The following is a 25,875-nucleotide window of genomic DNA, read 5'->3' as shown; positions in this document are numbered from 1 at the left end:
TATGAATCGAGCCAGCATACTTCAAGGATTACAGGATCGCGTCGTTACGCTCACCCTCACTATCGTAGTGATGTTCGTAGTATGTAGTCTGATCTGGCCAACCAAATTCCCTACTTTTGATAATATCTCACTGGTGCTGCTCAATCTCTCCATTGAGTCAATTGTGGCGGTAGGTATGATGCTTTTGCTGATTTCAGGGATGTTCGATCTGTCGGTAGGTTCGGTGGTGGCGTTTGCCGGTAGCATCACTGCCTACCTGATGTACTACTACGGCATGTACACTCCGGTGGCTATTCTGGTGGGACTTGGGCTTTCTGCCGTTATCGGATTGGTAAATGGTTTGCTGGTCGCGAAAGTAGGCATCAACCCGCTGATTCAGACATTGGCGATGATGGGTATTGTCCGTGGACTAGCCCTGATGATTGCTGGAGCAGGTATCCAAAATCTTCCAGAAGATTTTAACGCTATCGGTCAGACCAAGATTTTAGGTATTCAGTCGCCCGTCTGGTTTATGCTGATTATTGTCGCGGTATTCAGTATTCTGGTCGCTCGCACTGTTTTCTTCCGCCAGTTCTACTACATCGGAGGCAACGAAAAAGCTGCGAACCTCTCGGGTATCCGAGTAGATCGGGTGAAGATTATTGGTTTTGTTATTATTTCTGCCCTGGCGGGTATCGCTGGGATTTTATTAGCCTCCCGTTTAGGAGCAGCATTGGCTACCTCTGGACGCGGAATGGAACTACGAGTAATCACCGCCGTAATTCTGGGCGGGGCTAGCTTGCTAGGCGGGCAAGGGAAAATCGTTGGAGCTTTGCTCGGTACGCTTTTTATGGGGCTAGTCAGCAACATTATGATTCTCGCTCGAGTCTCCGGCTACTGGCAAGAAATTATTCTCGGCCTAATTCTAATTGTCGCCGTTGCCATTGATATCATACTGAAAAAGCGAGCCGGAACCACTCCTAAAAAATACGTTCAACAAGCTACCTCGATAGCATCACCCAAACAAGTAGAAGCCTAACATGAGATATTATTTAGATTTAGTAGAGTATTTAACAAAATCTAAGAGTAGTCTAATCCCCCTAACCCCCTTGGTGAAGGGGGTTAGGGGGATTGTAAATCGCCGGCCTAACTACTCTAACCGAATCAGTTATCATCAAATCTATTTCTTTTCCTTGCTTCTTCTCACCCTGATTGCCTGCGACCCCGAAAAAGGTGCCAAGTACCGTGAACAACAAGCTGCCAACCAAGCCGTAGAAGTCAATTCAGACGAAGAATACGTGATGGTTACCACCGCCGTAAATATGCCATTGTACGTCAACCACGATCAGGCCGCCTTTAAGAAGTGGGGACAACGACGGGGCGTAAAAACTTCCATTCTCGGCCCCTCTGAGTGGGACGTACAAGCACAAATAGCCACCATTGAGCAGGTAGTTGGCACGCGTCCCACTGGCTTGCTAATCAACGGCACCGACCCAGCCATTGCTTCGGCCATCAATAAAGCCGTGGAAGCCGGAATTCCTACCGTCGTCTACGATTCAGATATTCCCCAGAGCCAACGTCACGCATTCTTAGGTACTGATTGGTACGAGATGGGACGTTTGCAGGGCGAAGCAATGGCAAAGCTGATCAACGGTAAGGGTAAAGTAGCCTGTATGGGTATTCTAGGCATGACCAACATGGAAGCCGGTTTTCAAGGATTGCAGGATGTGCTAGCGGAGTACCCCGATATTGAATTCATCGGTAAGTACGACGACAAAGCCAACGTGGAAGAAGCAGCGCGTATCACCTCCGATTTGATTAGTGCCAATCCCGATTTGGCTGGAGTCTGCGGCTTTGATTCCAACAGTGGTCCGGGCATCGGTTTGGCCATTAAAGAAGCCGGAAAAATGGGTAAAATTAAAGTAACCACCGTTGATTGGGAGCCCGAACATCTAAAACTGGTACAAGAAGGAGTGATCGATTTACTAGTTGGACAAAAGCGCGAACTGTTCACCTGGTATGGAGCCCAATTTCTCTTCGATATGGTACACCAAACCAACCGGCTCTCGAGTGACGATCAAGCTGCCGGAATCACCAACGTACCCTACCACGTCAATACCGGACTACTCACCATCACCCCCGAAAATGTAGATCAATTCATTGATTGATGAATAGCAGTAGTAGATATCTTTCTCATTTCAGAACTTGCGTCAGCTTTCTACTGATAAACCTCCTGCTGCTAGCTTGCGATCCTGAAAAGGGTGCGAAGTACCGCGAACAGCAAGCTGCTAGCCAGACGGTGGAAGTCAATTCGGACGAGGAGTACGTGATGGTTACTACCATTGTTAATTATCCTATGTACGTCAATCACGACCAAGCAGCGTTTAAGAAATGGGGACAGCAGCGGGGAGTGAAAACATCTATCCTCGGCCCTTCTGAATGGGACATACAAGCACAAATCTCGGTCATCGAGCAAGTCATCGGCACCAAGCCCACCGGCTTATTAATTAACGGCACTGATCCAGCCATTGCTTCCGCAATTGATAAAGCCGTAGAAGCCGGGATTCCTACTGTCGTCTACGATTCAGATATTCCTAAGAGCAAACGACATGCTTTCCTCGGCACTGACTGGTATGAGATGGGCGTACTAATGGGTGAGGAAGTAGTGAAGCTCATTGATGGTGAGGGCAAGATCGTTTACCTCGGTATTCTGGGCATGACTAACATGGAAAACGGCTACCGCGGCCTAATGGATGTAGTAAAGCAGTACCCCGATATTGAATTGATTGGTAAGTACAACGATCAGGCGAATGCTGAGGTATCAGCGAAGATTGCTGCCGATGTGCTGAGTGCCAACCCTGATTTATCAGCGTTTTGCGCCTTCACCCCCATGAGTGGCTTTGGCTGCGCCCAAACGGTGAAGGAAGCCGGAAAAATAGGTAAAGTGAAAGTGACTACCGTTAACTACGAACCCGAGCTGTTGACTTTGATGGAGGAAGGGGCTATTCAGCAACTGGTTTGCCAAAAACGCGAGCTATTTACTTGGTACGGAGCCCAGTTCCTCTACGATATGGTACATAGCACCAACCAGCTATCCAAAAACGATCAGGCAATAGGCATTGCCAATGTACCTTACTCCGTCAATACCGGCACCTTTGCTATCACTCCCGAAAACATGCAGCCTTTTCTAAATCGCTAGACAGAAATATCTTATCGATTATCGGATATTTTACTCCTCCATTTCTCGGCTTTTCCCTTTCTTCTTGGATTCTATCACTATATTTGAGCCATGAGTCAGGAGTTATCATTTGCAGTGATTGGCTGCGGGTTTTGGGCCCAGTATCAGATTGCAGCTTGGCAGGAACTGGAAGGAGCCAAAATAGTAGCCGTGTGCGACCAGGACGACGAGAGAGCCCAACAGACAGCCAAGAAGTTTGGTGTCTCTAACTACTACACTGATGCCAAGAACATGCTGGAGCAGGAGTCGTTGGATTTTGTGGATATTATCACAACTATAGATACTCACGCTGAGTTTACCCAGCTAGCCGCCCGGTATCAACTGCCAGCTATCTGTCAAAAACCGTTTGCGCCTGATATGGATACCGCCCGGCAGATGATTATGGCTCATCGGGCAGCCGGGGTTCCACTTTTTGTTCATGAGAATTTCCGCTGGCAAGCCCCCATCCGCCGAGTGAAAGCAATCTTAGACTCCGGCGAAATTGGTCAGGCATTTAAGGGGCGGGTCACTTTTACTTCGGCTTTTCCAGTGTTTGATAATCAACCGAATCTAGCGGAGCTCGATCGGTTTATTCTGGCTGACGTTGGTTCACATACCTTAGATATGGTTCGCTTTCTATTTGGCGAAGCGGCTAATCTGCGTTGCCTCACTCAGCGGGTAAATCCAACTATCTCCGGAGAAGACGTAGCCAACGTATTGCTGGAGATGCACAGTGGCGTGCATTGCTACGCGGAGATGTCCTACGCCTCGGTACTGGAAAAAGAAGCTTTTCCTCACACCTTACTGCTGATTGAAGGCAGTAAGGGTTCCGTTCGCCTAGATCATAACTATCGCATTATGGTTACTACCCGCGAAAGAAGTTATCGCAAAGTAGCTACTCCTAAAAAGTACGATTGGGCTAACCCCGACTACGCCCTAGTCCACTCTAGTATGGTAAACATCAATCAAGACTTTCTAACTGCCCTACAGAACGGCACTAAACCCGAAACCACCGCTATCGATAACTACCGAACGCTACAACTCGTCTACGAATGCTACCGCTCCGCTAAAATGAAGCAGGTCATTACGTTAGAAGAACCGATATTCTCTTAAAGTAGTATTATAGTGCTTGGTGTTATAGTGTTAGAGTATTAAAAAGTTCTGAGTTACGTTAACCTGAATTTTGAGATCTGACCCTAAAGCTCTATAACACTAAGTACTATAACACCATAACGCTACAACACTATGAACGTTTCTCGTCCAATTCACGCTACTTACCTGATTGAAACTGCTTTTCCACTGGAGCGGGCGGCGGAGATTATGGCGGGGGAGCAGTCTTCGGGTACTTTTGTAAAGACTCCGGGCGAGACAGATGAGCTGAAGGAGAAGCACGCGGCTCACATTGAAAGTATTGAAGTGGTGGGCGAAGCAGCTCAACCTTCCTTGCTGGGCGCGAGAGTACCCAAAGGTGTTTCTAATCCTACTTATCAACAGGCTAAAATTACGCTTTCCTGGCCAATAGAGAATGTAGGTACCAACCTTTCTAACCTAATGGCGACGGTGGCGGGTAACCTGTTTGAACTTGCTCCTTTTTCTGCCCTCAAATTACTGGATATTACCTTACCCGAAGCATTTCAGCAAGCTTACCCCGGTACGCAATTTGGCACGCTAGGCACGCGCAAGCTGATTGGTGTTGATAATCGTCCTATCATCGGAACCATTATTAAACCCAGTGTAGGACTTAGCCCAGAACAAACGGCTCAGCAGGTAAAAACCCTGATTGAAGCGGGACTAGATTTTATTAAAGACGATGAACTAATGGGCGACTCGCCCCACTCCCCCTTCGAACAACGGGTAGATGCGGTGATGGACGTAATCAATCGTTACGCCGACCAGCATGGTAAAAAGCCGATGTTTGCCTTCAACCTAAGCGGGGATATAGACGATATGCTCCGTCGCCACGATTACGTTTTACAAAAAGGAGGCACCTGCGTGATGGCGAGCCTCAACTGGGTTGGCGTTAGCGGAATTGCCAAACTGCGCCAGCACAGTCAACTCCCCATTCACGGGCATCGTAACGGTTGGGGATTGTACGCTCGCTCCGAAGCCATTGGGTTGGAGTTTCCAGTCTACCAAACGATTTTTTCGCTGGCTGGGGCCGATCATATTCACACCAACGGTATCCGCAACAAATTCTGCGAAACCGACGAATCCGTGCTTCGCTCTATCAAAGCTTGCCTAAATCCACAGGGCGGAGGCTATCCGGTGACTCCCGTAATCTCGTCGGGGCAGTGGGCCGAGCAGGCGCATGATACGTACCAGGCCATTCAAAGCGTAGATTTGATGTACCTCTGCGGTGGAGGCATTACCGGTCATCCTGGTGGGCTAGCTGCCGGAGTCCGCAGTATTCAACTGGCTTGGGAGGGGGCGATGCAAGGAAAAACCATCTACGATCTACAGAACGATCACGAAGAAATTCAACAAGCAATCGAACTATACGGGAGCCGATAGCAGGGTGCAATGTGCAAACTCTCCTAGAATCAGAGGGTTGCATTTAGTCGCACATTGTTAACTGTTCACTGCACATTGTTAATTGACCACCACTATACCAAGAGCTTCCAGTAGCTGAGGATCGTTTTTGAGTGCCATCTTGACAACCCGGATAAACTCCTACTGCCAGACGTACAATTCGGCTAATGCCTGATTGCGCTTCTGATTAAATGGTTCAGTTGCTATTTCCTAGAGAAGCTTTAGGAAGATTGATTGAGTATTTCGTAAGTTGCTCTTAATATGAATCATATAATGTGAGCTGTTGCTAACTATACATCAATATAAAATAATTAGCAGTCACACTACTATGAATTGAAGATGTCAGAGAGAACTACAATAGAGAAAGGAGACGATTTTGAGAATCGTTCTAGGCAAATAGTAGAGCGTATGATTGACGAATCTCAAATTCCTCATTTGCGTGAATACATAAGGATTTACGGGCGAAAAGAAAAAGGATATTACTCTAAATCCCGTGAAAAGAATATATATTTTGATTTAAGCATTGAGGTATGGCCTCCTAATTCACAAAGAGCTTCATTCACATATTTCATTGAATGTAAGAATTACGGAAAGTCTATCCCAGTTGATGATATAGAAGAGTTTCAATCAAAAGTTAAGCAAGTCAGTGGTCTGAATGTAAAAGCTATATTTATTACCAACGCACCCTTACAAGAAGGGGGATACAACATTGCCAAAAATGAAGGAATTATGTTCGTACAGGGAGAGTCATCTGAGAACTATCAAATCATCTTACACAAATCTAGCCTTGATAAAATAGAAGCCAAGATTCCAATCTTAAAATCCTCACTTGAGGAAAGTATTATTAATAAAGATAGTATTCCTCTTGAAAAGCTTGTAGACTCTGTTATTCTTAGCGCATTTAGAAGAATAGAAAATAGCAATTACGTCTCATACAATATAGACAAATTGAGCCGTGATAGAATTACAAAAATAGCAGAGGGGGAAATTCCTAAAATTGATCCTTATATAATGGAGGAAGGCCGAACTCTAAGCACTAACAAACTAAAAAAGTACTTAGACTCGCAATACAAAATAAAAGTAACGGAAATAGCTTCTAGCTCAAAGCTACTAGGTAGCTTCAATAGAGACAAACAGCTGATTTCTATCAACAACTCAATAGTTGGTACCGGAAGAGAATTATTTATTCTTGCTCACGAATTTGGTCATTATATATTACATAGTAAACTTAAAATAGGACAAACAACTTATGAGAATTTTGAAGATGCAAAAATGAACTTCAGAACTGGGAAATATGATTTACAGAATCCGAAGAACTGGATTGAGTGGCAAGCAAACCAATTTGCTTCTTCATTAGTATTGCCTAGAGCCTGTATTTTAGCATGGCTTTGGCGCTGTCAGGATGAGAGAGGACTAGGAAGGGGCAAACTATATGTAGACGATCAATATGATAATCAAAGAACTTTCTTTGAAATAATTGAACGATTGGCATACATTTTCAATGTAACCAAAACTTCTATCATTTATAAACTGAGAGAAATGAATCTACTGGAAGAAATTTCTCGTTTAAAATCAATTGGGCAAATTATTGATGAATACGATGATGAGTTAATAATCTAATTTATAGACTACCCGAAGCAAAGAATGCCAAAGCTATACGAATACTTGGGAATTATTATTTTCTTCTACTCTAACGAGCATGAGCCTATCCACGTGCACGCTCGTTCCGGTGAGTTTGAGAGTAAGGCGGAAATTATTGTAGTGGATGGAATCGTTGAAGAAATCGTCATCACTAATATAAGAGGAAGAAAACCACTAAAAGGCAAAGAGTTAAACCACTTAAAGAAGTTTATTGAGCATTATGCTGATGCTGTTGTAGACAAATGGGTTGAATATTTCGTATATCATAGAGAGGTAGATTTTGAGAAGGTCACGCAAAGATTATAACTTATGAAGATTACTGAGCAATACTCTGAAGTACAAAAGCGCGAAACCCTTAGTATCGTTAGAGCTAATTATATTGGTGACTTTGCTGTCCGTATATTCTTTAGCGATGGGCATCAAAAGTTAGTGGATTTTAAGCCTTTTTTAGAACAAGCAATGCATCCGGCTATTAAGAAATACTTGGACGAAGAGCTATTCAAAACCTATCAGATAAAAGGCGGTAATCTGGATTGGAATGATTTTGATCTGTGCTTTCCATTAAAAGACCTTTACAAAAACAGCATACTAAAAGAAGGAGAAAGGAATTACAACCTGGCGTAGTAGGAATTATTTAGCTTACCTCAAAACTATTGGCAGTGCTCTTGCGGAAGACTACAAAAAGTAAGTTTGCACTTGCCCATAGCATCTCTTAGCTTTGAGCAAGCTAAAATCTACGCCAAAACGATTATGAAATTGACTCGTTTTATACTACTCTTTTTAGTCTTGGTAATTTTGGGATTAGCGGGAGGCTACTTTTGGTTACAGCGTGCCTTAGATACCCCAGTAGCGCACGATTATTCTTCCGAGTATATCACTATTGAGCGGGGAATGGCTTCCAATCGGATTCTGAAAGAATTGGAAGACTACCAAATCATACAAGCACCGTTGGCTACTAAACTATATCTACGATTGTTTGCTACCGATCTACAATTGGAAGCCGGAGATTATCGTTTTCCTTCACCCATCAGCCCGAAAGAGGTATTAGCTACATTGGAGGACGGAAAAAGACGTTCCAAAGCACTTACTATTCCCGAAGGGTGGTCGCGGTTTGAGATGGCGGAACGCATTGCTGCCCAATTTCCGGTAGAACCGGCGCTAACCTCCGAGGAGGTCTTAGCCATGATGAATGACACGAGCCTTATCCAAGATTTTGCTCCTCAGGCTACCAACCTGGAAGGCTACCTCTACCCTACTACCTACGACTTTGAAATCGATACGCACCCTAAAGCTGTAATTGCAAAGATGGTGCAGCAGTTTAAGCAAGTCTGGCAACCAGAGTGGGGGCAACTGGCGAAAGACATGGGTAGAACCAAGCAAGAAATTGTTACTATTGCCAGCCTCATTGAAAACGAGTCTAAAGTAGATAGTGAGCGCACGCTGGTTGCTTCGGTAATTTATAATCGGCTGGAGCGAGGAATTCCCCTCGGCATTGATGCCACCAACGTTTATATTGCTAAGCTACTCAACCGCTGGGATGGAATCATTCATAAGAGTGATGTCGAGGTAGATCATCCGTACAATACCCGCAGAATACAGGGCTTGCCTCCGGGACCAATTTGCTCCCCCAGCCAATCAGCACTGGAAGCAGCACTTAATCCGGCATCATCTGACTACTTATACTACGTGCTTAACGTAGAAGCGGGCGATGGCTCCCATCACTTCTACGCCGATGCCGCTGGTTTTGCCAAGGGAAAAGCAGCCTACCAACGATGGCTATCTCGGCAGCGAGGCAAGTGATCTAAGTTCTATTTGGCATATTGAAAACGTACTTAAACTGGATTCGTTGGTTGAAGTGGACTGGCAGATACTAATGTTTATTAGTGCATTTTCTCAGCAAGATCAAATGCCCCCCTTACCCCACGCAGCAGTGGGCCTTCACGAAAGGGGGACATAGCAAACAAATAGAGCTACGCTCGTTATGCACATCAAAAATACTAGGCTACACCTCCCCCTTAGAAAAAGGGGGTTGGGGGGATTTGATATCTGCTAGTGAGAACGTACTATTGCTTTAACAGTAGTCTTCAATTATTAACTTCTCAAGAAAATAAAAGAGTAGCCCCTGACAGAAAATGTCATACTCAGTTGGTAATTTAACCGACAAAAAACATGAATCATCTGGCTAGGCTTCTATCCATCCTCACCATACTGAAGTCGAAGAGAATAACGACCGGGGGTGAGTTAGCTAAGAAGTTTGATGTAAGTCTAAGAACTATTTACCGCGACATTAAAAAATTGGAAGAATCGGGTGTCCCCATTATCACCATTGAGGGAAGAGGTTACTCAATAATGGATGGCTATAGCGTAGCCCCTATCATGTTTAACGAAGCCGAAGTGAATGCGTTGATTACGGCGGAACAACTAATTGCCAAGACCAATGACGATTCATTGATTAAGCACTTTGAGCAAACATTACAGAAAATAAAATCGGTATTTAAGAGTACTTTACAATCGCAGGGCGAGATGCTAAGTAGCAAAATGCTGGTGGTAAAAAGCAAGGCCGATGAAGTAAAGACCACCTCACTTTCGTACATACAAATGGCAATCGTCAACTTTAGGATCACTGAGCTGAACTATAAAGATAAGAATCAGGCAACTACTCGCCGTAAGATAGAACCACTAGCAATTTTTTGTTACGACGAAACGTGGATTGTGGTAGGGTGGTGCCGTCTACGGCAAGATTACCGATCGTTCCGATTGGATAGAATCCAGCACTTCAAAATCTTAGAGGAAACGTTTGAAGATCAGCGTTTTGATCTAGGAAAATTTTTATCCTGCGACGAATTTAATCGTAACCCCTGACATGCTCTGTCATTCACCCCCGCTACCTTTGGGTATTGTCTAACTAAAAACATTATCACGTATGTCAACACAAGAAATTGCCAACCAATGGGCTGAATACTGCCGCCAGGGTCAGTGGGGTAAAGCGCAGGAAGAATTATACGATGCTAATTGCATCAGTCTGGAAATGGAAGGAGCCCAAGTTTCTGCACAAAAAGTAGAAGGACTAGAAGCCATTAGAAAGAAAGAACAGCAATGGAGCCAAATGGTAGAAGAACTTCATGGTGTAGAAATTGAAGGGCCAATAGTAGCGGGCAATCATTTTACGGCTGCCATGAAAATGGATATTACTATGCAAGGGCGACCAAGAAATACCGATGAAGAAGTGGGAGTGTTTCGAGTGGAGAATGGCAAAATCGTGTCTGAACAATTCTTTTACGCCGTAGACTAATTAATTTGAGCCCTCACTTGTGGTAGTGTCCCACAGAGATGCTACCACTGTACCACATTTAGGAAGAACGTAGTGAATCACTTATCTTAACTGCTTCTGATAGTAAAGTAAAACTTGAAGCCGCCGCCGAAAAGATGATTGATTCCTACACTACTCGAAGAAGCTTACTGACGGGCAGCTTACTTTTGGTTTCCTTAGTCACTCTATTCGCGCAATCGCCTTCGGATAAAACTCCCTCAGCTCCTTTATTCAAAGACCCAGTATTTGATGCGCCCGCTGACCCTACGGTATTCTGGAACTACGAGGAACAAAATTGGTGGATGATTTACACTCAGCGACGGGCCAATGTTAGGGTTTCGGATTTGGCTTGGGTACATGGAACCGCCATTGGCGTTGCCTCTTCTACTGACGGTGGGCTTAATTGGACTTATCGCGGCACGTTGAACTTAGACTATGAACCGGGACACAACACCTACTGGGCACCCGATATGTACTACGAAGATAGTACTTACCACCTGTTCGTCAGCTTTGTTCAGGGCATACCTACCAAGCATTACGACGATAAGCACGATATTTTGCTCTTCACTGGCGCATCTATGTGGGATTTATCTTTTCAACAAGAGATAGATTTACAGTCGGACCGAGTGATTGACCCCAGCGTTGTTCGCTTAGCAGATAATACGTACCGCATGTGGTTCAAGCACGAAAATGCCGGGTACACCACCCACTACGCCGACAGTGAAGACCTACTCAATTGGGTTCCGAAAGGACAAGCCGTAGATACTACTCAGTGTGAGGGAGCCAATGTGTTTCAGTGGCGAGATAGCTACTGGATGATTACCGACCCCTGGTACGGCATAGAACTTTACCGATCAAATGACGCTAAGAACTGGGAAAAGCAAGGGGTGATTCTAGGCGGGGTAGGTCAGCGGAAAGACGATACGGCCCAAGGGCACCACGCCGATGTGGTACCCGCCGGAGAATACGCCTACATCTTTTACCACTGTAATCCCGAAGGAAGCTTTGGCCCCAACACCTCCTGGGATAAAATTGGCTATCGGCAACGGCGATCAGTCATTCAAGTGGCCCGGCTTCGGCTAGAAAATAACAAAGTGATTTGCGACCGCGACGAACCTTTTCCTTTGTTACTGAACCCTGCTGTAAACTGACTCCAGACCTGAGTAAACCCATTCATAGTCTTACTGTAAGCTGACGTATATCAGTAATAATGTGAGCCACAGTAGCTATGTTGCAAATAGGATATAGAGGGTCTACCTACTCACAGCGTAAAGCATTATGGAGCTTAATTATTTTGCAGTTATTTGTTTTGCTTGGGCGGTCATAGGTATCATTACTCGTATTATCATTGCCTACCTTGGCAGGCGTTGGAATGAATGGGAAGAGCATGAGGCGTATACACAGAAAAAGCCAGCGTGGCTGTATTTCGTGGCATTCGCTGCCGTAATACTGGTGGGTTACACTTGGTATATGGTTTTTGTATCTGATGTTCGGGCGTCGTGGCTAATTGCTCTGCTGTTGACTTTAATTCTTATTAAAGTATCTGCACAAATGCTGAACTATCAGAAATTCCGAGCCTACGTCGCTAGAGTTATGAACGACCCTAAGCTATTTCAACGAATAAATATTGGAGTAGCAATATATAGTCTGGTACTAGTAGCACTCGGTATTATGTACATGCTTTAAACTTATACGAGCCCGCACTATGTATAATGCTTACTTTGCTACTTCAGGAATGCCGTAGGGGCCGTCTTTGAGTAGCAGAATAGACGATTCAGATACATTGGATGAGCCGATAGCTCGCTGGATTGCTGCCTCGGTCATTCGGATAATTTTTTGCTCATCAGTCAAGGTCTGCCAATCGGTCGCATCTATTAATCGCCAACCTGGTACACCTGGTAAGTGCTCATATTCCACATCGGGGATTTCCAGGGCGCAGTAGATGAGGTTATCTTCCTGCTCAATACGAGTAAGCACTTTACTCCACATCTGCACCTGCCACTGCTCCTGAATCATCTCCCATTGGGGGTCACTAATCATTCGTAAGAACTCTTCCTTTCCGTGCTTCGCTAGCAATTTTAGCGATTGCTTATAGCCCTTTCCTCCTACTGGATCAGTATCAGTATTTTTGGCAATGATAATGATCTGTCCGCCAGGTTTCACCGCCCGAGCCGCTTCAATCGCCGCTTTTCCGGCTTGGTAATGATTGATGCCCACAAAGCCTGCCGGAATAATCACAATATCGTAGTGCTGCTCCAATGGAACCACTACGTACTCCCGGATCTTTTGTACCGCTGCCTGATGAGCTTCTACCAGATCACCGGTGTACACTCCAGTCATCCGTTTGTCGGCATCTAATGTGGTATTGACCAAAAAATCGCAACCCGCCATTTGCGCCACCTCCAATGATTCATCATTAAGCGGATTGCCTTCCAGCACTAAGTCAGCTGCTTTAGCCGAGCTGAGAAACTTGGCTCCGTGAAATATCTTGAGTGTTTTAATCCCTACAATACCCGGGCAAATACCCTTGCGCCCACCCGAAGCTCCGGCCATAAAGTGGCTTTCTACCAACCCGGTTACAATCTTCAAATTAGCTTCGTAGTACTGCCGATTGACCGTTACTTCCGAACCTCGGGAAGTGGTTCCCAGATAAATCAGATGATCGTCATTATCGTACTCATGGTTGGTAACTTTCACCTCACCTAATCCCGATTCTTGCAAGCCCAGCATTACTTCAATCTCATTTGCTTCCATATTCCGGTGCGAACCTGCCCCGATAATAATAGTGATTTGCGGTTGAGTAAATCCCGCTTCCAGCAAAGTACGAATGATGTAGCGCATGATACCATGCTCGCCCCGGTAGGGTACCGGACGGGTATTATCCGACACCACAATCACGGCCAAAGCATCAGTATTCGTAGCAATCTTCTGCTTACCAATTTCCAGTAATGAAGGAGAGTTGATAGGATTCTCTAAAGCATCGATAATCCCCCCTGACAACGCTATCGCCTCAGGATTTCCCGCCATCCCCCGTACATCTACTGGATGTTCACAGTTGATATTGATATACCCATCGCCGTATTCAATTTTGAGATTCATAGATTAGGGTGCCTCAGTTTTCACGATTACTACGAAACTTCAGAAGTTTACCACAATAATTGTGAAAGTAATTGATTATTCTTGAAACTTCAGAAATTTGAGCAATAGATGCCATACCGTGAATAATCTACGCGAATATACCACTCAACAGCTAGCCCTCCGCAACGGACAAGATCGGGAGGAAGTGTGGTGTGCTTACCAGGGAATAATTTACGATGTGAGTAAATCGCGACTGTGGAAAAGTGGGAAGCACTACGAGCATTGGGCGGGGCAGGACTTGACCCATGAATTAGGCGATGCTCCGCATACCGAATCAGTATTTAATCGTTTTACTGCCGTAGGCAAATTAAAAAATTCAAGCTGATGCGTGTCCGACGATTCATGGGTCTGGTTCTATTGTTGGGTATTCCGTTTTTTATCGGATATCACTGGCAAAACTGGACTACTTCGGTAGTACCCGAGCCATCTGAAGCCGAAGTCACAACCATGCTGATTACCGAAATTGAGGCTTTGGGTAAAATGGAGCTAGTGAAATATCGCTTTCAGGAAGTAACCGAAGTGAAAGAGCTGAGCCCGGAATTTTTGAATATTTTCAAACTGGATTCTGACTCTAAGGCTATTCTCATCACTCAAGGAGAAGCCGTAGGTTGCTTAGATCTTCTAAAAATCAGTACTACTGATATTAAAATTACGAGCGATACCGTGTGGATGCACCTGCCTGAACCTGAACTCTGCTATTATAAACTGGATTTAGAGAAGACCCGTCTGTATTCAGTAGAAACTGGTTTATTTGCTAATCGCGATCAGTTTATTTCCCGAGCGTACCGTCAGGCCGAACGCCAGATTCGCGATGCGGCTACTGGCTCGGAAATTTTGGATGAAACGGAAGTGAATGCTCATCGTATTTTACGACCCATGTTGGAAGAGCTTTCCGGGAAGACTATTATTTTCACCGAAAAGATTCCCACCACGCGAATTGCTCCGGCTGATTAGATTTTATTCTGGTAAATTAGCTACTTAGGAAATATATTCGAGAGGAACTGATTCCGAATATCGCGGTAGATGTAGAAGTCGGAGTCAATACTGGCTATTTCAGTAATCCCATAGTTCTCAGAGGCAACAATTAGGGAAGCATCAGCTAAATCCATAGGAACATCTGAGAATTGCCGACTTAGTTCAATTAAACGAGCTATATGTGACTGGTTTAGCTCGGTAATTTCTATTCCACCTCGACGAATCCATTCCAGAAAATCAATTTGTGCATTGATGCTAAAATCAAGCAGTTGTTTCAGTTTTCTGCAAATACGCAACTAAAGCCTCCTTCACTACTTGCGATTTGGTCTTCTGTTGTTGCTGGCAAAATTCACGCAACTTATCCTCAGTCTCAGTAGATAAACGAACTGTTAGCATGTGGTAAATATAAACGTAATACGATTGAGGAGGGCTTTAAGTTTTGTTAGCAGTAACCTACATCAGATCACTGCTCTATCTATTCGTAATCAGAACCTCTGGTCGTGAAATACCCGTTACTTCATTTCAAACGTTAGTGTAGCCCAGTTTGATTCGTACTCCAAGCTATCAGCATCACTCTCTACCATCCGAATGCAGCGGAGATACCATTGCCCGGCATGATCTAGATTGACGGTAAGCATTCCCTGGGCGTTGGTTTTAATTTGCCGTTCATCGTGTTCATGCTCTTCTCCCGAATGTGCGTGTTCGTTCTCGGCCGAGAAAGCAGCATAAACGCAATGGTTGGCTAGCGGTTTACCATTTTCTAACAATTGAAGTTGCAGTACATCACCCGTATTTAATTCGTAAGGGTTCTGCTGAGGCACAAACTCTACCGGATACCCCAAAACTTGGCTAAAGTGCAGTGATGGTTCATTGCCCACCTGAAAGATGGCTTTCACATGCTTAGCGTATAGCTCCCGAGCTGGTTCATCCAATTGCCCATTTTTCCTTCGTTCAGCGAGCACATCCAGCACTCCGTCGTGCTCCAAGTATTCGTTGAAGTCTTTCGCCGATAAATCGATAGTATTTGGTTTTACCGATACTCCGGCTACGTAAGTTCCAGCTTCACCAGTAGTGAATGATAAATAAGTTGCTTTGTTCCGGTCAGTCCACTGAGCGTCTTCCGGGGTTTGGGTACCGGCTGGGCCGACTATTTTTACATTTTGCATCCGCTCTCGGGCAATAATATTTTCACTGGTAGTAAATGTGCCATTAAATAGGTATAACTCAACGGGCTGGTTAGGCGGTAAAAAGTAAGAGTCTAACTTGAGAAATAGGTCGTGACCACTGAATACAAGATACACCAAGGCAAGAACAGCAAAACGCTTAATCATTAGTCGGAAGGTTAGGAATAAGGTGTAAAGTTAAGCAGGGATTCGCTTAGGAAGTAGTAAACTAATTCTTATTTTCTTTGGAAAAGTCCGTGTAGCAGCGGTTAATAGCTAGCACCAAATCGTATTGGCTAGACCGTTCAATAAAATCTTCTTCAAAGCGGCAGAAGATCATAAAATCATCCAGCGATTCGTCGGTTAACCCCGTAATTTCACCCACCATTTCGCGATTGTACTTACGGGAAAGCTGCCGTCGCCGATCATAATCCTGTTTGGCTTCTCTGGCCATACGCTCGTACTTGGCTCGGCGGCTAAACTGACTGGCAATAAACGATACCGGATTGAGGGGACTAGCTTTCGGTTCACGACGAGGACCATCGTAAGAACCGGGTACTGTCACCTTGGGGGATTCTTCCGACAGATCATCCAGTGCTAGTACGGCTCGTTTGAAAGATTCTACGTCTTTGAAAGCAAACACCGTAACATTTTCTAACTCATAGGTCTGTTCGCTCATCCGAATTTGCAAATCGTAGTTGTTGGCTTGGGCAGTATCACCAAAATAAATAAATGCCGACTCAAAGCCTACTGAGGAAATTCGGATGGTATCATTGCGCTGAAATGTTAAGTAGAAAAATCCATCTTCATCGCTGATAACTCCCGTTTCGGTAGATAAATTAGTTACTGTGGCGAAAGACAGTGGCTGATCCTCACCACTAATAATATTACCTGAAACCTTGATGCTTCCTTCCGGTGAACTTTGAGCAAAAGTCCAGAAAGCAAGTAAGCAAAAACCAATAGTTAGGAGAAGAAGGCGCATAATTAAACATCTAAATTACTGAAAAGCTACACGATACGCTAGCAATTAACATTTTTTAAACCCCACCAATGCAGTATAATTTTCAATTGGCAAGTTATCTCTATTTGATATTACATCCAACGCAGAAGCACTGATCTTTATTGACCACCATCTGGCAACAAAAAACTGAGACCTGATAATGTAATGAATGATTGTCAGTCCACTATTCACTATCTTTCAACGTCGGTTTTCCGACTCCGTTTTTTCACCCACCCTTCTTTTTCTATTATCAACTATCCATTGTCAATTATTCAACCGTCTAAAGCAATAAGAGCCATAAACTGATTCTTTGTAGCGATTATTAAAAAGTTTTGATATTTTGATCGCTATTACCTGACTGATAAACTTCAAGAAACACACTACCCGTAACAATAAAATCTATGACAACACCTAACTTCATACGGCACTACCTGGCAGTTCTTCTATCTGTCTTTACCTTCGCTGGCTACGCCCAACAGTCTACCGATTTGCCCAACATTGTTTTTATCTACGCCGATGACATGGGCTACGGCGATGTCGGCTGCTATGGCGCGGAAGATATCAAAACCCCCAACATGGATCAGATTGCCCGGAACGGCATTAAGTTCAGCGAATTTTATTCAGTCTCACCCGTATGTAGTCCCTCTCGCTACGGACTCATGACGGGACGCTATCCGGCTCGGGATGGGATTCACGGCGTTTTTTTTCCCACTAGCTGGACAGGTATGGACACCACCGAAGTCACAATGGCCGATATGCTGAAAAGCGTTGGCTACGCTACTGGTGTGGTAGGCAAGTGGCATCTAGGCCACCGCCAGCAATATTTACCCTTGCAACGTGGCTTCGATTACTATTTTGGTATTCCGTATAGCAATGACATGAGCGCGGTGGTGTATCTGGAAGGCAACAAACTGGTAGAAGAAGATGTAGACCAGCACTACACTACCCAAACCTACACTGAAAAAGCTGTGCAGTTTATTGACGATCATCAGGATGAGCCTTTCTTTCTGTACATTCCGCACTCCATGCCTCACGTGCCCATCTACGCCTCCGAGCAGTTTGAAGATTCTTCGGATCGAGGCTTGTACGGCGATGTGATTCAGGAACTGGACTGGAGCGTAGGAGAAGTGCTGAAAAAGTTACAGGAGGTAGGAGTAGATGAAAATACCATTGTAGTAGTTTCTAGCGACAACGGCCCTTGGCTTACCATGATTGAGCACGGTGGTTCGGCTGGGCCACTTAGAGCCGGAAAACAGACAACCTTTGAGGGCGGAATGCGCGTTCCCTGCGTAATGCAGTGGAAGGCGCAAGTAGAACCCAACCAAACGATTGATGGTATGCATAATATGATGGATTGGTTTCCGACCTTTGCGGCCATTACCGGAGCCTCGGTACCTAATGATCGACCTATTGACGGAGAGAATATTGCCCCGGTGTTGCTGGAAGGCGAAGAGCGAGGAGGCGATCAGTTCATGTACTACTCTCATCAAACTGGCAAGATCGCTGCGTACCGTAAAGGCGACTGGAAAATCAAGCTACCTATGGAAAAACCCTACAACGGACGGTATACTTATGCGGGCGAAGAACCCCACGGCATACTGCTATTCAATTTGGCTGAAGACCGGGGCGAGCAAACCAATTTGGCCGATGAGCATCCTGAGATGGTCGCGCAGATGCAGCAAGATATTGAACAGTTTAAGGAAGAGCTAGGCGAAACCCGCGAAACCCATCGCTTTAAGCCGGGGTCGGATAACAGTCATCATCATTACCTTAAAGAAAAGTACGGAAGCAGCCAATGATTGCCCGGGTTATTTCCGCCCTTGGTCTGCTGAGCTTACTGGCCTGTCAAACACCATCCTCCCTCGAAGCCAATGAAGGAGAGAGACCAAACATTGTCATTATTATGGCTGACGATATGGGTTACACTGATTTGGGCTGCTTCGGCTCGGAGATCAACACGCCTAATATTGATCGTTTGGCTGACAACGGGTTAATTATGACCCAGTTCTACAATACCGGGCGGTGCTGCCCTACCCGAGCTTCGTTACTTACCGGATTATATCAGCATCAGGCGGGTATTGGGCATATGGTGGGCAATATGGGGATTCCAGCTTATCAGGGTTACCTCAACCAACAGTGCGTGACTATTGCTGAAGTACTGAAAGAGGCAGGTTACTCCACACTCATGACGGGAAAGTGGCACGTAGGCAGTGCCCGGGAATACTGGCCGCTTCAGCGTGGCTTTGATCGGTTTTACGGAATTCCCCAAGGAGGTGGAATGTATTATTATCCATTTAACAACCGGGTAGGCCGGTTTGTAGTGCTGGACAGCACAGAGGTAGAATTAGATAGTGCTAACTTTTATTCTACCGTTGCCTTCAACGACTACGCCGTAAAGTTTCTAGAAGAACAGCGCGACTCGCCTAATCCATTCTTCTTGTACGTGGCTCACATTGCTCCCCACTTTCCACTGATGGCCCCTGATTCGGCGGTTGCTAAATACCGAGGTAAGTACCGGGCAGGCTTCGAGAAAATCCGACAGCAGCGTTACCAGCGCGCCCAGGAACTAGGCATTATTCCCGAAAATCTAGCTATGTCGCTACCGGATAGTCTGGTGTGGAAATGGGATAATTTGACTCCAGCGCAACAGGATACAATGGACTTGAAAATGGCTGTTTACGCGGCTCAAGTTGACGTGATGGATCAAGGCATTGGTAATATTATTAATAAGCTTGAAGAGCTGGGTGAGTTAGAAAACACGGTTGTTATGTTTTTGTCCGACAATGGTGCCACCCAAGAATATATTGACCGTAATCCTAGCCCGGCCGATACGGCAGCCATCGGTTCGCGCTTTAGTTGGACTTCCTACACTGCCTCCTGGGCTAACGTTAGTAACGTACCCTTCCGACTGTACAAAAGTTGGGTACACGAGGGGGGTATCGCTACTCCGTTCATCCTGCACTATCCTCGCCAGATAAAACAACCGCGCATCGACCGACAGCTAGGTCACGTCATTGATTTGATGGCTACCTGCGCAGATTTAGCCCAAACCGACTACCCTCAGCAGTATCAAAATCAGAAAATAAAACCTACCGAAGGCGTTAGCCTCGTTCCAGTTATCCAAGGTGATTCTATCAATCGTAGTCATCCTCTGTTTTGGGAACACATGGGCAACCGGGCTATCCGGGATGGTGATTGGAAACTAGCCGCCCCTGGCTCCACCAAAGATTGGGAACTATATGATATGGACGCCGATCGTTCCGAAACGCAGAACCTCGCCGAGCGATACCCTGAACGTGCTGAAGAATTAGCCCAAAAGTGGCAGAACTGGGCAGATCGGGTTGGGGTTGTTACCTGGGAAGAATTAACCAGTCATTAGAGAAAAAGTGTTATGGTGCGATGTGTTACAGTGAAGTGATTTAACGTTTTGAAATTTGTTTTACCAGCACTACCTCATTTTCAGCCGGTTGATGCAATGCTAGAGCGCGATTGTATCGCGTTCGGTACACCTTCGCTACAATCAGCACGCAACCTTGTTCTGATAATTATCTGCCCCCAGTTTCGTGACGTCACGAACCTTGGAAGTTTATCGGAATACCCTCTACTAAAAACGAGCATTCGTCTATATGGGGCGTTCCACGCAGGGTTCATTCCACGCAATACAATCACGCAGTAGGTCTTAAAACTTTAAATAGCTTTAGTGTTTGTGTTCATTATTTTCAAACTCAAAACCCAGAACTCATAAACAAAAACACCTAAACACCATAACACTTTAACACACTAACACCGCGCGACAGTCGCCAGCACACACTCGAGTATTCTGACAATCTGTCATAGCACGATGGCTTGGCATACCCATTGATACTATAGAACTGATGAACTAAAACTCCAACTTTATAAAATATATTTATGGGAAAAGTAATAGGTATAGACTTAGGAACCACCAACTCTTGTGTGGCAGTGATGGAGGGTAACGAACCCGTCGTCATTCCCAATAGTGAAGGTGGTCGGACAACCCCTTCCATCGTAGCCTTTTTAGATAACGGCAATGGTGAGCGAAAAGTGGGTAGCCCTGCTAAACGACAAGCAATCACGAATCCGCAAAACACTATTAGCTCGGTGAAGCGGTTCATGGGTAAGAAACATTCAGAAGTCTCGGAAGAGATGAAAAATATCTCTTACCAGATAGAAAAAGGAAATAACGACACGGTTCGCGTAAAGATTGGCGACCGACTGTACACTCCGCAGGAGCTTTCGGCAATGATTCTTCAGAAGATGAAATCAACGGCAGAAGATTACCTGGGAACAACTATTAACGAGGCAGTAGTTACAGTACCGGCCTACTTTAACGATGCCGAACGACAAGCCACTAAGGAAGCTGGCCAGATTGCCGGACTAGACGTAAAGCGAATTATCAACGAGCCTACTGCGGCGGCATTAGCTTACGGTCTTGACAAGAAAAACCAGGACATGACCATTGTGGTTTATGACTTGGGAGGTGGAACATTTGATGTTTCGGTTCTTGAATTAGGCGACGGAGTATTCGAAGTAAAGTCTACCAACGGTGACGTTCATCTGGGGGGAGACGATTTTGATGCTCGTATTATTAACTGGCTAGCTGACGAGTTTGAAAAGGAAAATAACATTGATCTCCGAAAAGATCCAATGGCCTTGCAGCGATTGAAAGAAGCTGCTGAAAAAGCCAAGATTGAGCTTTCCAGTGCTACCAGCACCGAAATCAATCTGCCGTACATTATGCCAGTAGATGGTATTCCCAAGCACTTAGTACGTAGCCTGAGTCGCGCAAAGTTTGAGCAATTAGTAGATGACTTAGTACAGAGAACGTTAGAGCCTTGCAAACAAGCACTGAAAGATGCCGGAATATCTGCATCAGAAATTAATGAAGTGATTCTAGTAGGAGGTTCTACTCGTATCCCTAAAATTCAGGAAGAAGCTGAGAAGTTCTTCGGCAAAAAGCCCTCCAAGGGTGTAAATCCTGACGAGGTAGTAGCAGTAGGTGCAGCGATCCAAGGTGGCGTATTCAGTGGAGATGTAAAAGATGTATTATTACTTGATGTAACTCCGCTATCATTAGGTATTGAGACTATGGGTGGAGTATTCACCAAGCTGATTGAGTCTAACACGACTATTCCTACTAAGAAGTCAGAAACATTCTCAACGGCTTCGGATAATCAGCCATCGGTAGAGATTCACGTGCTGCAAGGTGAGCGGCCAATGGCCAAAGACAATCGTACTATCGGCCGTTTCCATTTGTCAGACATACCACCAGCACCGCGAGGCGTACCCCAAATTGAGGTAACTTTCGATATTGATGCCAACGGTATCATGAACGTATCAGCCAAAGATAAAGGTACTGGCAAAGAGCAGAAAATCCGTATCGAGGCTTCTTCCGGACTTACCGATGAAGAGATTGAAAAAATGCGTAAGGAAGCGGAAGCTAACGCTGAAACTGACAAGCAAGAACGGGAAAAGATTGAGAAGATCAACGCAGCAGATTCGCTGGTCTTTCAAACAGAAAAGCAGTTGAGCGAGTACGGTGACAAGCTATCCGAAGGGAATAAAAAGCCTATCGAAGATGCACTAGCCGAACTGAAAACTGCCCACCAAGCACAAGATGTGAGTGGTATTGATGCAGCAATGGAAAAGCTGAATGCCGCTTGGCAAAATGCTTCTCAGGAGATGTATCAAGCAGCGGGTGCTGATGCTGCGGGTGCAGGAGGAGCTGAATCAGCGACAGCCAACGATCAGCAAGGTAGCACCGATGCTACCAGCGATGCCGACGTATCTGATGTAGAATACGAAGAAGTAGATGATAAAGACAAGCAGTAGCTTTTATCCTCTTTTAATTTTAAAAAGGCTCCAATTGGAGCCTTTTTTTGTTGTTGTACAGTGTGGTTTTTCCATAGCTTAATACTTTCTCTTAGCTACAATTCTACGGTTTTTCATTATTTCGCTACCATGTAATAAAATAGTTGATTTACGTATCTTTTTCTTCTCATCCATGTGTAGCTTACCATATATATTTAAGAGAAGTCTGTACAATATATATTCACTATTTTATTAAAAATTTATGCTAATCTTTTATAAACTAACACATGTTAAAGTACTACTAGCTGACACCATTAAACGTAAGAAATAGTATAAGAAAACAAAATTGCTTACGTAAGATAATTGATTCCTTCGTTAAGAAACTTGATAGTAATAACCCGAATAACCTACGTATTAACCTTTTTTCTAACATAAGGATAATATAAACTACTCCACCAAACCTACTACCTAAAGCGTTAGGTGGGTCTAAGATAAAATATGTCTTTGAGCATGATAAATACAATTCGAACTATATTAGGAAGCTGGCTAAGCGGTGATGGATTTATGCCCCACGGGCATTACTATTTCTGGCAACCTGATATACTCTGGTTACACACCCTATCCGATGCCATATCTGGCGCTTCTTATTTCGTAATTCCGTTCGCTATTTTTATGTTAATGGAAAAGCGCCAAGACGTTTGGAAAGCTAAACCGGTGTTTTGGTTATTTATCGCATTTATTCTATCCTGCGGGGTCACTCACTTCATGGAAGTATATGCCACTTGGCAACCAGCATACCGAATATCGGGTTGGCTGAAAGCAATAAACGCAGTTATTTCGTTGGCTACCGCCATCGCTATCTGGCCCCTCATTCCTAAGCTACTAAACACCCCATCTACTTCCAGCCTAAAAAAAGCTAATAACGAACTTCAGAAACAAATCAAAGAAAGAGAACGCGCTGAGCAGGAACTTCAGTTGCACAAAGATAATCTGGAAGTGCTGGTAAAAAACCGCACTAAAGACTTAGAAAATACGCTATTGCAGCTCAAGTGCGAAGCACGCGACCGCCAGAGAGCACAAGAGCAAGCTAACTTTCAGGCATCTATGCTAAACCAGCTCGATAGTAGCATTATTGCGGCAGATGCTAACCGCAGAATCGTTTACTGGAACCAGTATGCCGAGCACTTATTTGGTTGGAAAAAAGAGGAGGCCTTAGGAAAGAAAACCACCGAACTATTACTGCCAAAAAGTGGAAAACTTATCAATGAGGCTCATCATCAGGATTTCATTCAGAACAAACACTGGGAAGGTGAGATGACAATGCGGCATCGCGATGGTAAAACATTCCCCGTTCACGTTAGTGCCGCCACTCTAGCCAATGAGAGAGGAGAGTCGGTGGGTTATTCACTGGTCTGCTTCGATATGACCGATCACGTTAGAATAGCCAGTAGGCTGCGCCGCGATAAAGAAAAAGCTGAGCGAGCTGCACTAGCCAAGCAAGACTTTCTCTCTACAATGAGTCACGAAATTCGGACACCACTCAATGTGGTAGTTAACATGACGCGCCTCTTAATGGATGAAAGCCCCCGAGAGGATCAGTTAGAATACATGAAGAGCCTGCAATTCTCGGCTAACCACCTGCTGGTAATTATCAACGATATTCTCGATTTTGCTAAAATTGAGGCTGGTAAAATCAAGTTAGAAAAAATTAACTTTAGCCCACGCGAAGTAACTGAAGGCATTATCAAAGCTTTTAAGTTTAGGGCTGAAGAGAAAAATATCAGCATTCGTTCCGATTGGGATGATGCCATTCCTGAGTATGTGCTTGGTGACGAAGTACGACTTACCCAAATTCTTAACAACCTAGTTGGTAATGCGATCAAATTTACTGAACGGGGTTTTGTTTCGGTTCATACTGAGCTGCTTAGCAAGAAAAAAGATAAATGTAAGATTAAGTTCGATATACGAGATACTGGTATCGGTATTCCGGCAGATCGGATTAAATCTATTTTTCAGGATTATACCCAAGGCGCAGATGATACTACTCGTAAGTTTGGAGGAACTGGACTCGGACTAACTATTTGCAAACGCTTGGTTGCTATACAGAAGGGTGAGCTGTCAGTGAGAAGCAAAGAAGGGTTTGGCAGCAGTTTTAGTTTTATACTTACTTACGAGCACAACGCTAAAATCACGAAAGAATCGCAGCAAGCGAGGCAGAAAATCGATATTGAAAAGCTCAAAGGAATTAATCTTTTGCTGGTAGAAGACAATCCTTCTAACCGAATGGTTGCTACCAGTTTCCTACAGAAGGTGGGCATTCAGGTAACTACTGCGGAGCACGGTAAGCAAGCATTGGAGAAAGTACAGCAAACGACCTTCGACATCATTTTGATGGATTTACAAATGCCAATCATGAGCGGTTGCGATGCTGCTTCGGCCATTCGAAATTTAGGGGGCGATTATGAGAATTTACCTATCATAGCACTTACCGCTGACGTAGTGCAGGGAGTAAAAGATCGGGTGAAAGAATGCGGTATGAGTGATTACTTATCCAAACCATTCAACCCTGATGAGCTGCACTATAAAATTGCCCTCAATATGGGACTCATCTCCTCGAAAGAGGTTCCCTTCGTTCCTAATGAGGAAGAAGATGATATGGTGCAACTACACCGCCTAATCGATCAGTATAATGATGATGTTAAATTTGTAACTAACTTATTAGACTCACTGCGACGAAGCTTTCAGTTACTAACCGAGCAAGTGGCTAATTCAGCCAGCCAGAAAGATGTATACGAATTGCGTCGTCTCACACACAAGCTGCTGCCCTCTATCAAGATGGTAGGCAACCAAGAGTTACATACGCATCTTACCGGACTAAAAGAAGCCCTGGATCAAGATTCGGTAGATGAAATTGAGGTTAACCAATTTGTAGACGAAATCCGAAAGTCCACTACCGAATCAATTGAGTACATCGACGGGCTGGTTACGACCATGCAAGATCACAAAAACCATCTTACGTCTCAAGAGTAGAGAAGAAACAAACCTTTTGCTACGTATTCTTGTAAAGCTGCCTCTGTTGTTGGGGCAGCTTTTC

At 44.7% G+C, this 25,875-nt stretch carries 23 protein-coding genes; 19 read left to right on the top strand and 4 right to left on the bottom strand.

Annotated features, from left to right (window positions below):
* Window position 1 precedes the first annotated feature (1 nt).
* From P0M28_RS19605 to P0M28_RS19545, 13 genes are all read left to right on the top strand, one after another.
* Window positions 2-1,018 carry an ABC transporter permease gene (locus tag P0M28_RS19605; RefSeq protein ID WP_302204434.1) on the top strand — a complete coding sequence of 339 codons (1,017 nt, stop codon included), beginning with the start codon at window positions 2-4 and terminating at the stop codon, window positions 1,016-1,018.
* 1 nt (window position 1,019) lies between these two features.
* Entirely contained in the window at window positions 1,020-2,147 is a 1,128-nt protein-coding gene (locus P0M28_RS19600; protein WP_302204432.1) for a substrate-binding domain-containing protein, read from the top strand.
* Complete coding sequence (locus tag P0M28_RS19595) at window positions 2,147-3,178, top strand: substrate-binding domain-containing protein (RefSeq protein WP_302204430.1); 1,032 nt, start codon at window positions 2,147-2,149, stop codon at window positions 3,176-3,178. Before P0M28_RS19600 ends, P0M28_RS19595 begins: the two co-directional genes overlap by 1 nt.
* A gap of 90 nt (window positions 3,179-3,268) precedes the next feature.
* Window positions 3,269-4,309 carry a Gfo/Idh/MocA family protein gene (locus tag P0M28_RS19590; RefSeq protein ID WP_302204429.1) on the top strand — a complete coding sequence of 347 codons (1,041 nt, stop codon included), beginning with the start codon at window positions 3,269-3,271 and terminating at the stop codon, window positions 4,307-4,309.
* 132 nt (window positions 4,310-4,441) lie between these two features.
* Window positions 4,442-5,707, top strand: a complete 1,266-nt coding sequence (locus P0M28_RS19585) for a ribulose-bisphosphate carboxylase large subunit family protein (RefSeq protein ID WP_302204427.1) — start codon at window positions 4,442-4,444, stop codon at window positions 5,705-5,707.
* Window positions 5,708-6,064: 357 nt separating this feature from the next.
* Complete coding sequence (locus P0M28_RS19580; RefSeq protein WP_302204425.1) at window positions 6,065-7,345, top strand: ImmA/IrrE family metallo-endopeptidase; 1,281 nt, start codon at window positions 6,065-6,067, stop codon at window positions 7,343-7,345.
* A 24-nt stretch (window positions 7,346-7,369) separates the two neighbouring features.
* Window positions 7,370-7,672: a DUF4160 domain-containing protein gene (locus P0M28_RS19575; protein ID WP_302204423.1), complete on the top strand. Its 303-nt coding sequence runs from the start codon at window positions 7,370-7,372 to the stop codon at window positions 7,670-7,672.
* A 3-nt stretch (window positions 7,673-7,675) separates the two neighbouring features.
* Window positions 7,676-7,990 carry a DUF2442 domain-containing protein gene (locus P0M28_RS19570; RefSeq protein ID WP_302204422.1) on the top strand — a complete coding sequence of 105 codons (315 nt, stop codon included), beginning with the start codon at window positions 7,676-7,678 and terminating at the stop codon, window positions 7,988-7,990.
* 72 nt (window positions 7,991-8,062) lie between these two features.
* On the top strand, window positions 8,063-9,166 hold the full coding sequence (gene mltG, locus P0M28_RS19565; protein ID WP_302204420.1) for an endolytic transglycosylase MltG: 1,104 nt from the start codon (window positions 8,063-8,065) through the stop codon (window positions 9,164-9,166).
* Window positions 9,167-9,535: 369 nt separating this feature from the next.
* A complete protein-coding gene (locus tag P0M28_RS19560; RefSeq protein ID WP_302204418.1) occupies window positions 9,536-10,228 on the top strand; it encodes a helix-turn-helix transcriptional regulator in 693 nt (230 codons plus the stop codon).
* Between the two features lie 61 nt (window positions 10,229-10,289).
* On the top strand, window positions 10,290-10,658 hold the full coding sequence (locus P0M28_RS19555; RefSeq protein ID WP_302204417.1) for a nuclear transport factor 2 family protein: 369 nt from the start codon (window positions 10,290-10,292) through the stop codon (window positions 10,656-10,658).
* Between the two features lie 134 nt (window positions 10,659-10,792).
* Window positions 10,793-11,827, top strand: a complete 1,035-nt coding sequence (locus P0M28_RS19550; protein ID WP_302204416.1) for a glycoside hydrolase family protein — start codon at window positions 10,793-10,795, stop codon at window positions 11,825-11,827.
* Window positions 11,828-11,954: 127 nt separating this feature from the next.
* Window positions 11,955-12,362 (top strand): hypothetical protein, encoded by a 408-nt coding sequence (locus P0M28_RS19545; protein WP_302204414.1) that lies wholly within the window; start codon window positions 11,955-11,957, stop codon window positions 12,360-12,362.
* 30 nt (window positions 12,363-12,392) lie between these two features.
* Here the strand turns inward: P0M28_RS19545 and P0M28_RS19540 are convergent, their stop codons facing one another.
* Window positions 12,393-13,775, bottom strand: a complete 1,383-nt coding sequence (locus tag P0M28_RS19540) for a lactate racemase domain-containing protein (RefSeq protein WP_302204412.1) — start codon at window positions 13,773-13,775, stop codon at window positions 12,393-12,395.
* A gap of 118 nt (window positions 13,776-13,893) precedes the next feature.
* On the opposite strand from P0M28_RS19540, the gene P0M28_RS19535 reads away from it, so the two are divergent.
* Together P0M28_RS19535 and P0M28_RS19530 are read left to right on the top strand one after the other, a co-directional pair.
* On the top strand, window positions 13,894-14,139 hold the full coding sequence (locus tag P0M28_RS19535; RefSeq protein WP_302204411.1) for a cytochrome b5 domain-containing protein: 246 nt from the start codon (window positions 13,894-13,896) through the stop codon (window positions 14,137-14,139).
* Complete coding sequence (locus tag P0M28_RS19530) at window positions 14,139-14,768, top strand: DUF4230 domain-containing protein (protein ID WP_302204409.1); 630 nt, start codon at window positions 14,139-14,141, stop codon at window positions 14,766-14,768. The genes P0M28_RS19535 and P0M28_RS19530 overlap by 1 nt, the downstream gene beginning before the upstream one ends.
* A 20-nt stretch (window positions 14,769-14,788) precedes the next feature.
* Here P0M28_RS19530 and P0M28_RS19525 read toward each other — a convergent pair whose 3' ends face one another.
* The 3 genes from P0M28_RS19525 to P0M28_RS19515 all read right to left on the bottom strand — a co-directional run bounded on the left by P0M28_RS19525 (window position 14,789) and on the right by P0M28_RS19515 (window position 16,934).
* Entirely contained in the window at window positions 14,789-15,085 is a 297-nt protein-coding gene (locus P0M28_RS19525) for a type II toxin-antitoxin system VapC family toxin (protein ID WP_302204407.1), read from the bottom strand.
* Window positions 15,086-15,301: 216 nt separating this feature from the next.
* Window positions 15,302-16,120 (bottom strand): DUF4198 domain-containing protein, encoded by an 819-nt coding sequence (locus P0M28_RS19520; RefSeq protein ID WP_302204406.1) that lies wholly within the window; start codon window positions 16,118-16,120, stop codon window positions 15,302-15,304.
* Window positions 16,121-16,181: 61 nt separating this feature from the next.
* Entirely contained in the window at window positions 16,182-16,934 is a 753-nt protein-coding gene (locus P0M28_RS19515; protein WP_302204405.1) for a carboxypeptidase-like regulatory domain-containing protein, read from the bottom strand.
* A 419-nt stretch (window positions 16,935-17,353) separates the two neighbouring features.
* On the opposite strand from P0M28_RS19515, the gene P0M28_RS19510 reads away from it, so the two are divergent.
* The 4 genes from P0M28_RS19510 (at window position 17,354) to P0M28_RS19495 (ending at window position 25,811) form a co-directional block, all read left to right on the top strand.
* Window positions 17,354-18,751 carry a sulfatase family protein gene (locus P0M28_RS19510; RefSeq protein WP_302204403.1) on the top strand — a complete coding sequence of 466 codons (1,398 nt, stop codon included), beginning with the start codon at window positions 17,354-17,356 and terminating at the stop codon, window positions 18,749-18,751.
* A complete protein-coding gene (locus tag P0M28_RS19505; protein WP_302204402.1) occupies window positions 18,748-20,331 on the top strand; it encodes an arylsulfatase in 1,584 nt (527 codons plus the stop codon). The genes P0M28_RS19510 and P0M28_RS19505 overlap by 4 nt, the downstream gene beginning before the upstream one ends.
* A 530-nt stretch (window positions 20,332-20,861) precedes the next feature.
* Entirely contained in the window at window positions 20,862-22,802 is a 1,941-nt protein-coding gene (dnaK, locus tag P0M28_RS19500) for a molecular chaperone DnaK (protein WP_302204401.1), read from the top strand.
* Between the two features lie 489 nt (window positions 22,803-23,291).
* The gene (locus P0M28_RS19495; RefSeq protein WP_302204400.1) at window positions 23,292-25,811 is read left to right on the top strand and encodes a response regulator; all 2,520 of its coding nucleotides are present in this window, start codon (window positions 23,292-23,294) and stop codon (window positions 25,809-25,811) included.
* The last annotated feature ends 64 nt before the right edge of the window (window positions 25,812-25,875 follow it).

This window comes from Tunicatimonas pelagia, from assembly GCF_030506325.1.
GTDB lineage: Bacteria > Bacteroidota > Bacteroidia > Cytophagales > Cyclobacteriaceae > Tunicatimonas > Tunicatimonas pelagia.
Note: the sequence above shows the minus strand (reverse complement) of the source record. Positions and strands in the feature narration are given on the sequence as shown.

Excerpts from the sequence above, each read along its gene's own strand:
- P0M28_RS19580 (WP_302204425.1), top strand. The coding sequence starts at position 6,065 with ATGTCAGAGAGAACTACAATAGAGAAAGGAGACGATTTTGAGAATCGT.
- P0M28_RS19520 (WP_302204406.1), bottom strand. The coding sequence starts at position 16,120 with ATGATTAAGCGTTTTGCTGTTCTTGCCTTGGTGTATCTTGTATTCAGT.
- P0M28_RS19560 (WP_302204418.1), top strand. The coding sequence starts at position 9,536 with ATGAATCATCTGGCTAGGCTTCTATCCATCCTCACCATACTGAAGTCG.
- P0M28_RS19555 (WP_302204417.1), top strand. The coding sequence starts at position 10,290 with ATGTCAACACAAGAAATTGCCAACCAATGGGCTGAATACTGCCGCCAG.
- P0M28_RS19510 (WP_302204403.1), top strand. The coding sequence starts at position 17,354 with ATGACAACACCTAACTTCATACGGCACTACCTGGCAGTTCTTCTATCT.
- P0M28_RS19545 (WP_302204414.1), top strand. The coding sequence starts at position 11,955 with ATGGAGCTTAATTATTTTGCAGTTATTTGTTTTGCTTGGGCGGTCATA.
- P0M28_RS19605 (WP_302204434.1), top strand. The coding sequence starts at position 2 with ATGAATCGAGCCAGCATACTTCAAGGATTACAGGATCGCGTCGTTACG.
- P0M28_RS19540 (WP_302204412.1), bottom strand. The coding sequence starts at position 13,775 with ATGAATCTCAAAATTGAATACGGCGATGGGTATATCAATATCAACTGT.
- P0M28_RS19600 (WP_302204432.1), top strand. The coding sequence starts at position 1,020 with ATGAGATATTATTTAGATTTAGTAGAGTATTTAACAAAATCTAAGAGT.
- P0M28_RS19590 (WP_302204429.1), top strand. The coding sequence starts at position 3,269 with ATGAGTCAGGAGTTATCATTTGCAGTGATTGGCTGCGGGTTTTGGGCC.
- P0M28_RS19595 (WP_302204430.1), top strand. The coding sequence starts at position 2,147 with ATGAATAGCAGTAGTAGATATCTTTCTCATTTCAGAACTTGCGTCAGC.
- P0M28_RS19550 (WP_302204416.1), top strand. The coding sequence starts at position 10,793 with ATGATTGATTCCTACACTACTCGAAGAAGCTTACTGACGGGCAGCTTA.
- P0M28_RS19495 (WP_302204400.1), top strand. The coding sequence starts at position 23,292 with ATGATAAATACAATTCGAACTATATTAGGAAGCTGGCTAAGCGGTGAT.
- P0M28_RS19585 (WP_302204427.1), top strand. The coding sequence starts at position 4,442 with ATGAACGTTTCTCGTCCAATTCACGCTACTTACCTGATTGAAACTGCT.
- P0M28_RS19530 (WP_302204409.1), top strand. The coding sequence starts at position 14,139 with ATGCGTGTCCGACGATTCATGGGTCTGGTTCTATTGTTGGGTATTCCG.
- P0M28_RS19505 (WP_302204402.1), top strand. The coding sequence starts at position 18,748 with ATGATTGCCCGGGTTATTTCCGCCCTTGGTCTGCTGAGCTTACTGGCC.
- P0M28_RS19570 (WP_302204422.1), top strand. The coding sequence starts at position 7,676 with ATGAAGATTACTGAGCAATACTCTGAAGTACAAAAGCGCGAAACCCTT.
- dnaK (WP_302204401.1), top strand. The coding sequence starts at position 20,862 with ATGGGAAAAGTAATAGGTATAGACTTAGGAACCACCAACTCTTGTGTG.
- P0M28_RS19515 (WP_302204405.1), bottom strand. The coding sequence starts at position 16,934 with ATGCGCCTTCTTCTCCTAACTATTGGTTTTTGCTTACTTGCTTTCTGG.
- P0M28_RS19575 (WP_302204423.1), top strand. The coding sequence starts at position 7,370 with ATGCCAAAGCTATACGAATACTTGGGAATTATTATTTTCTTCTACTCT.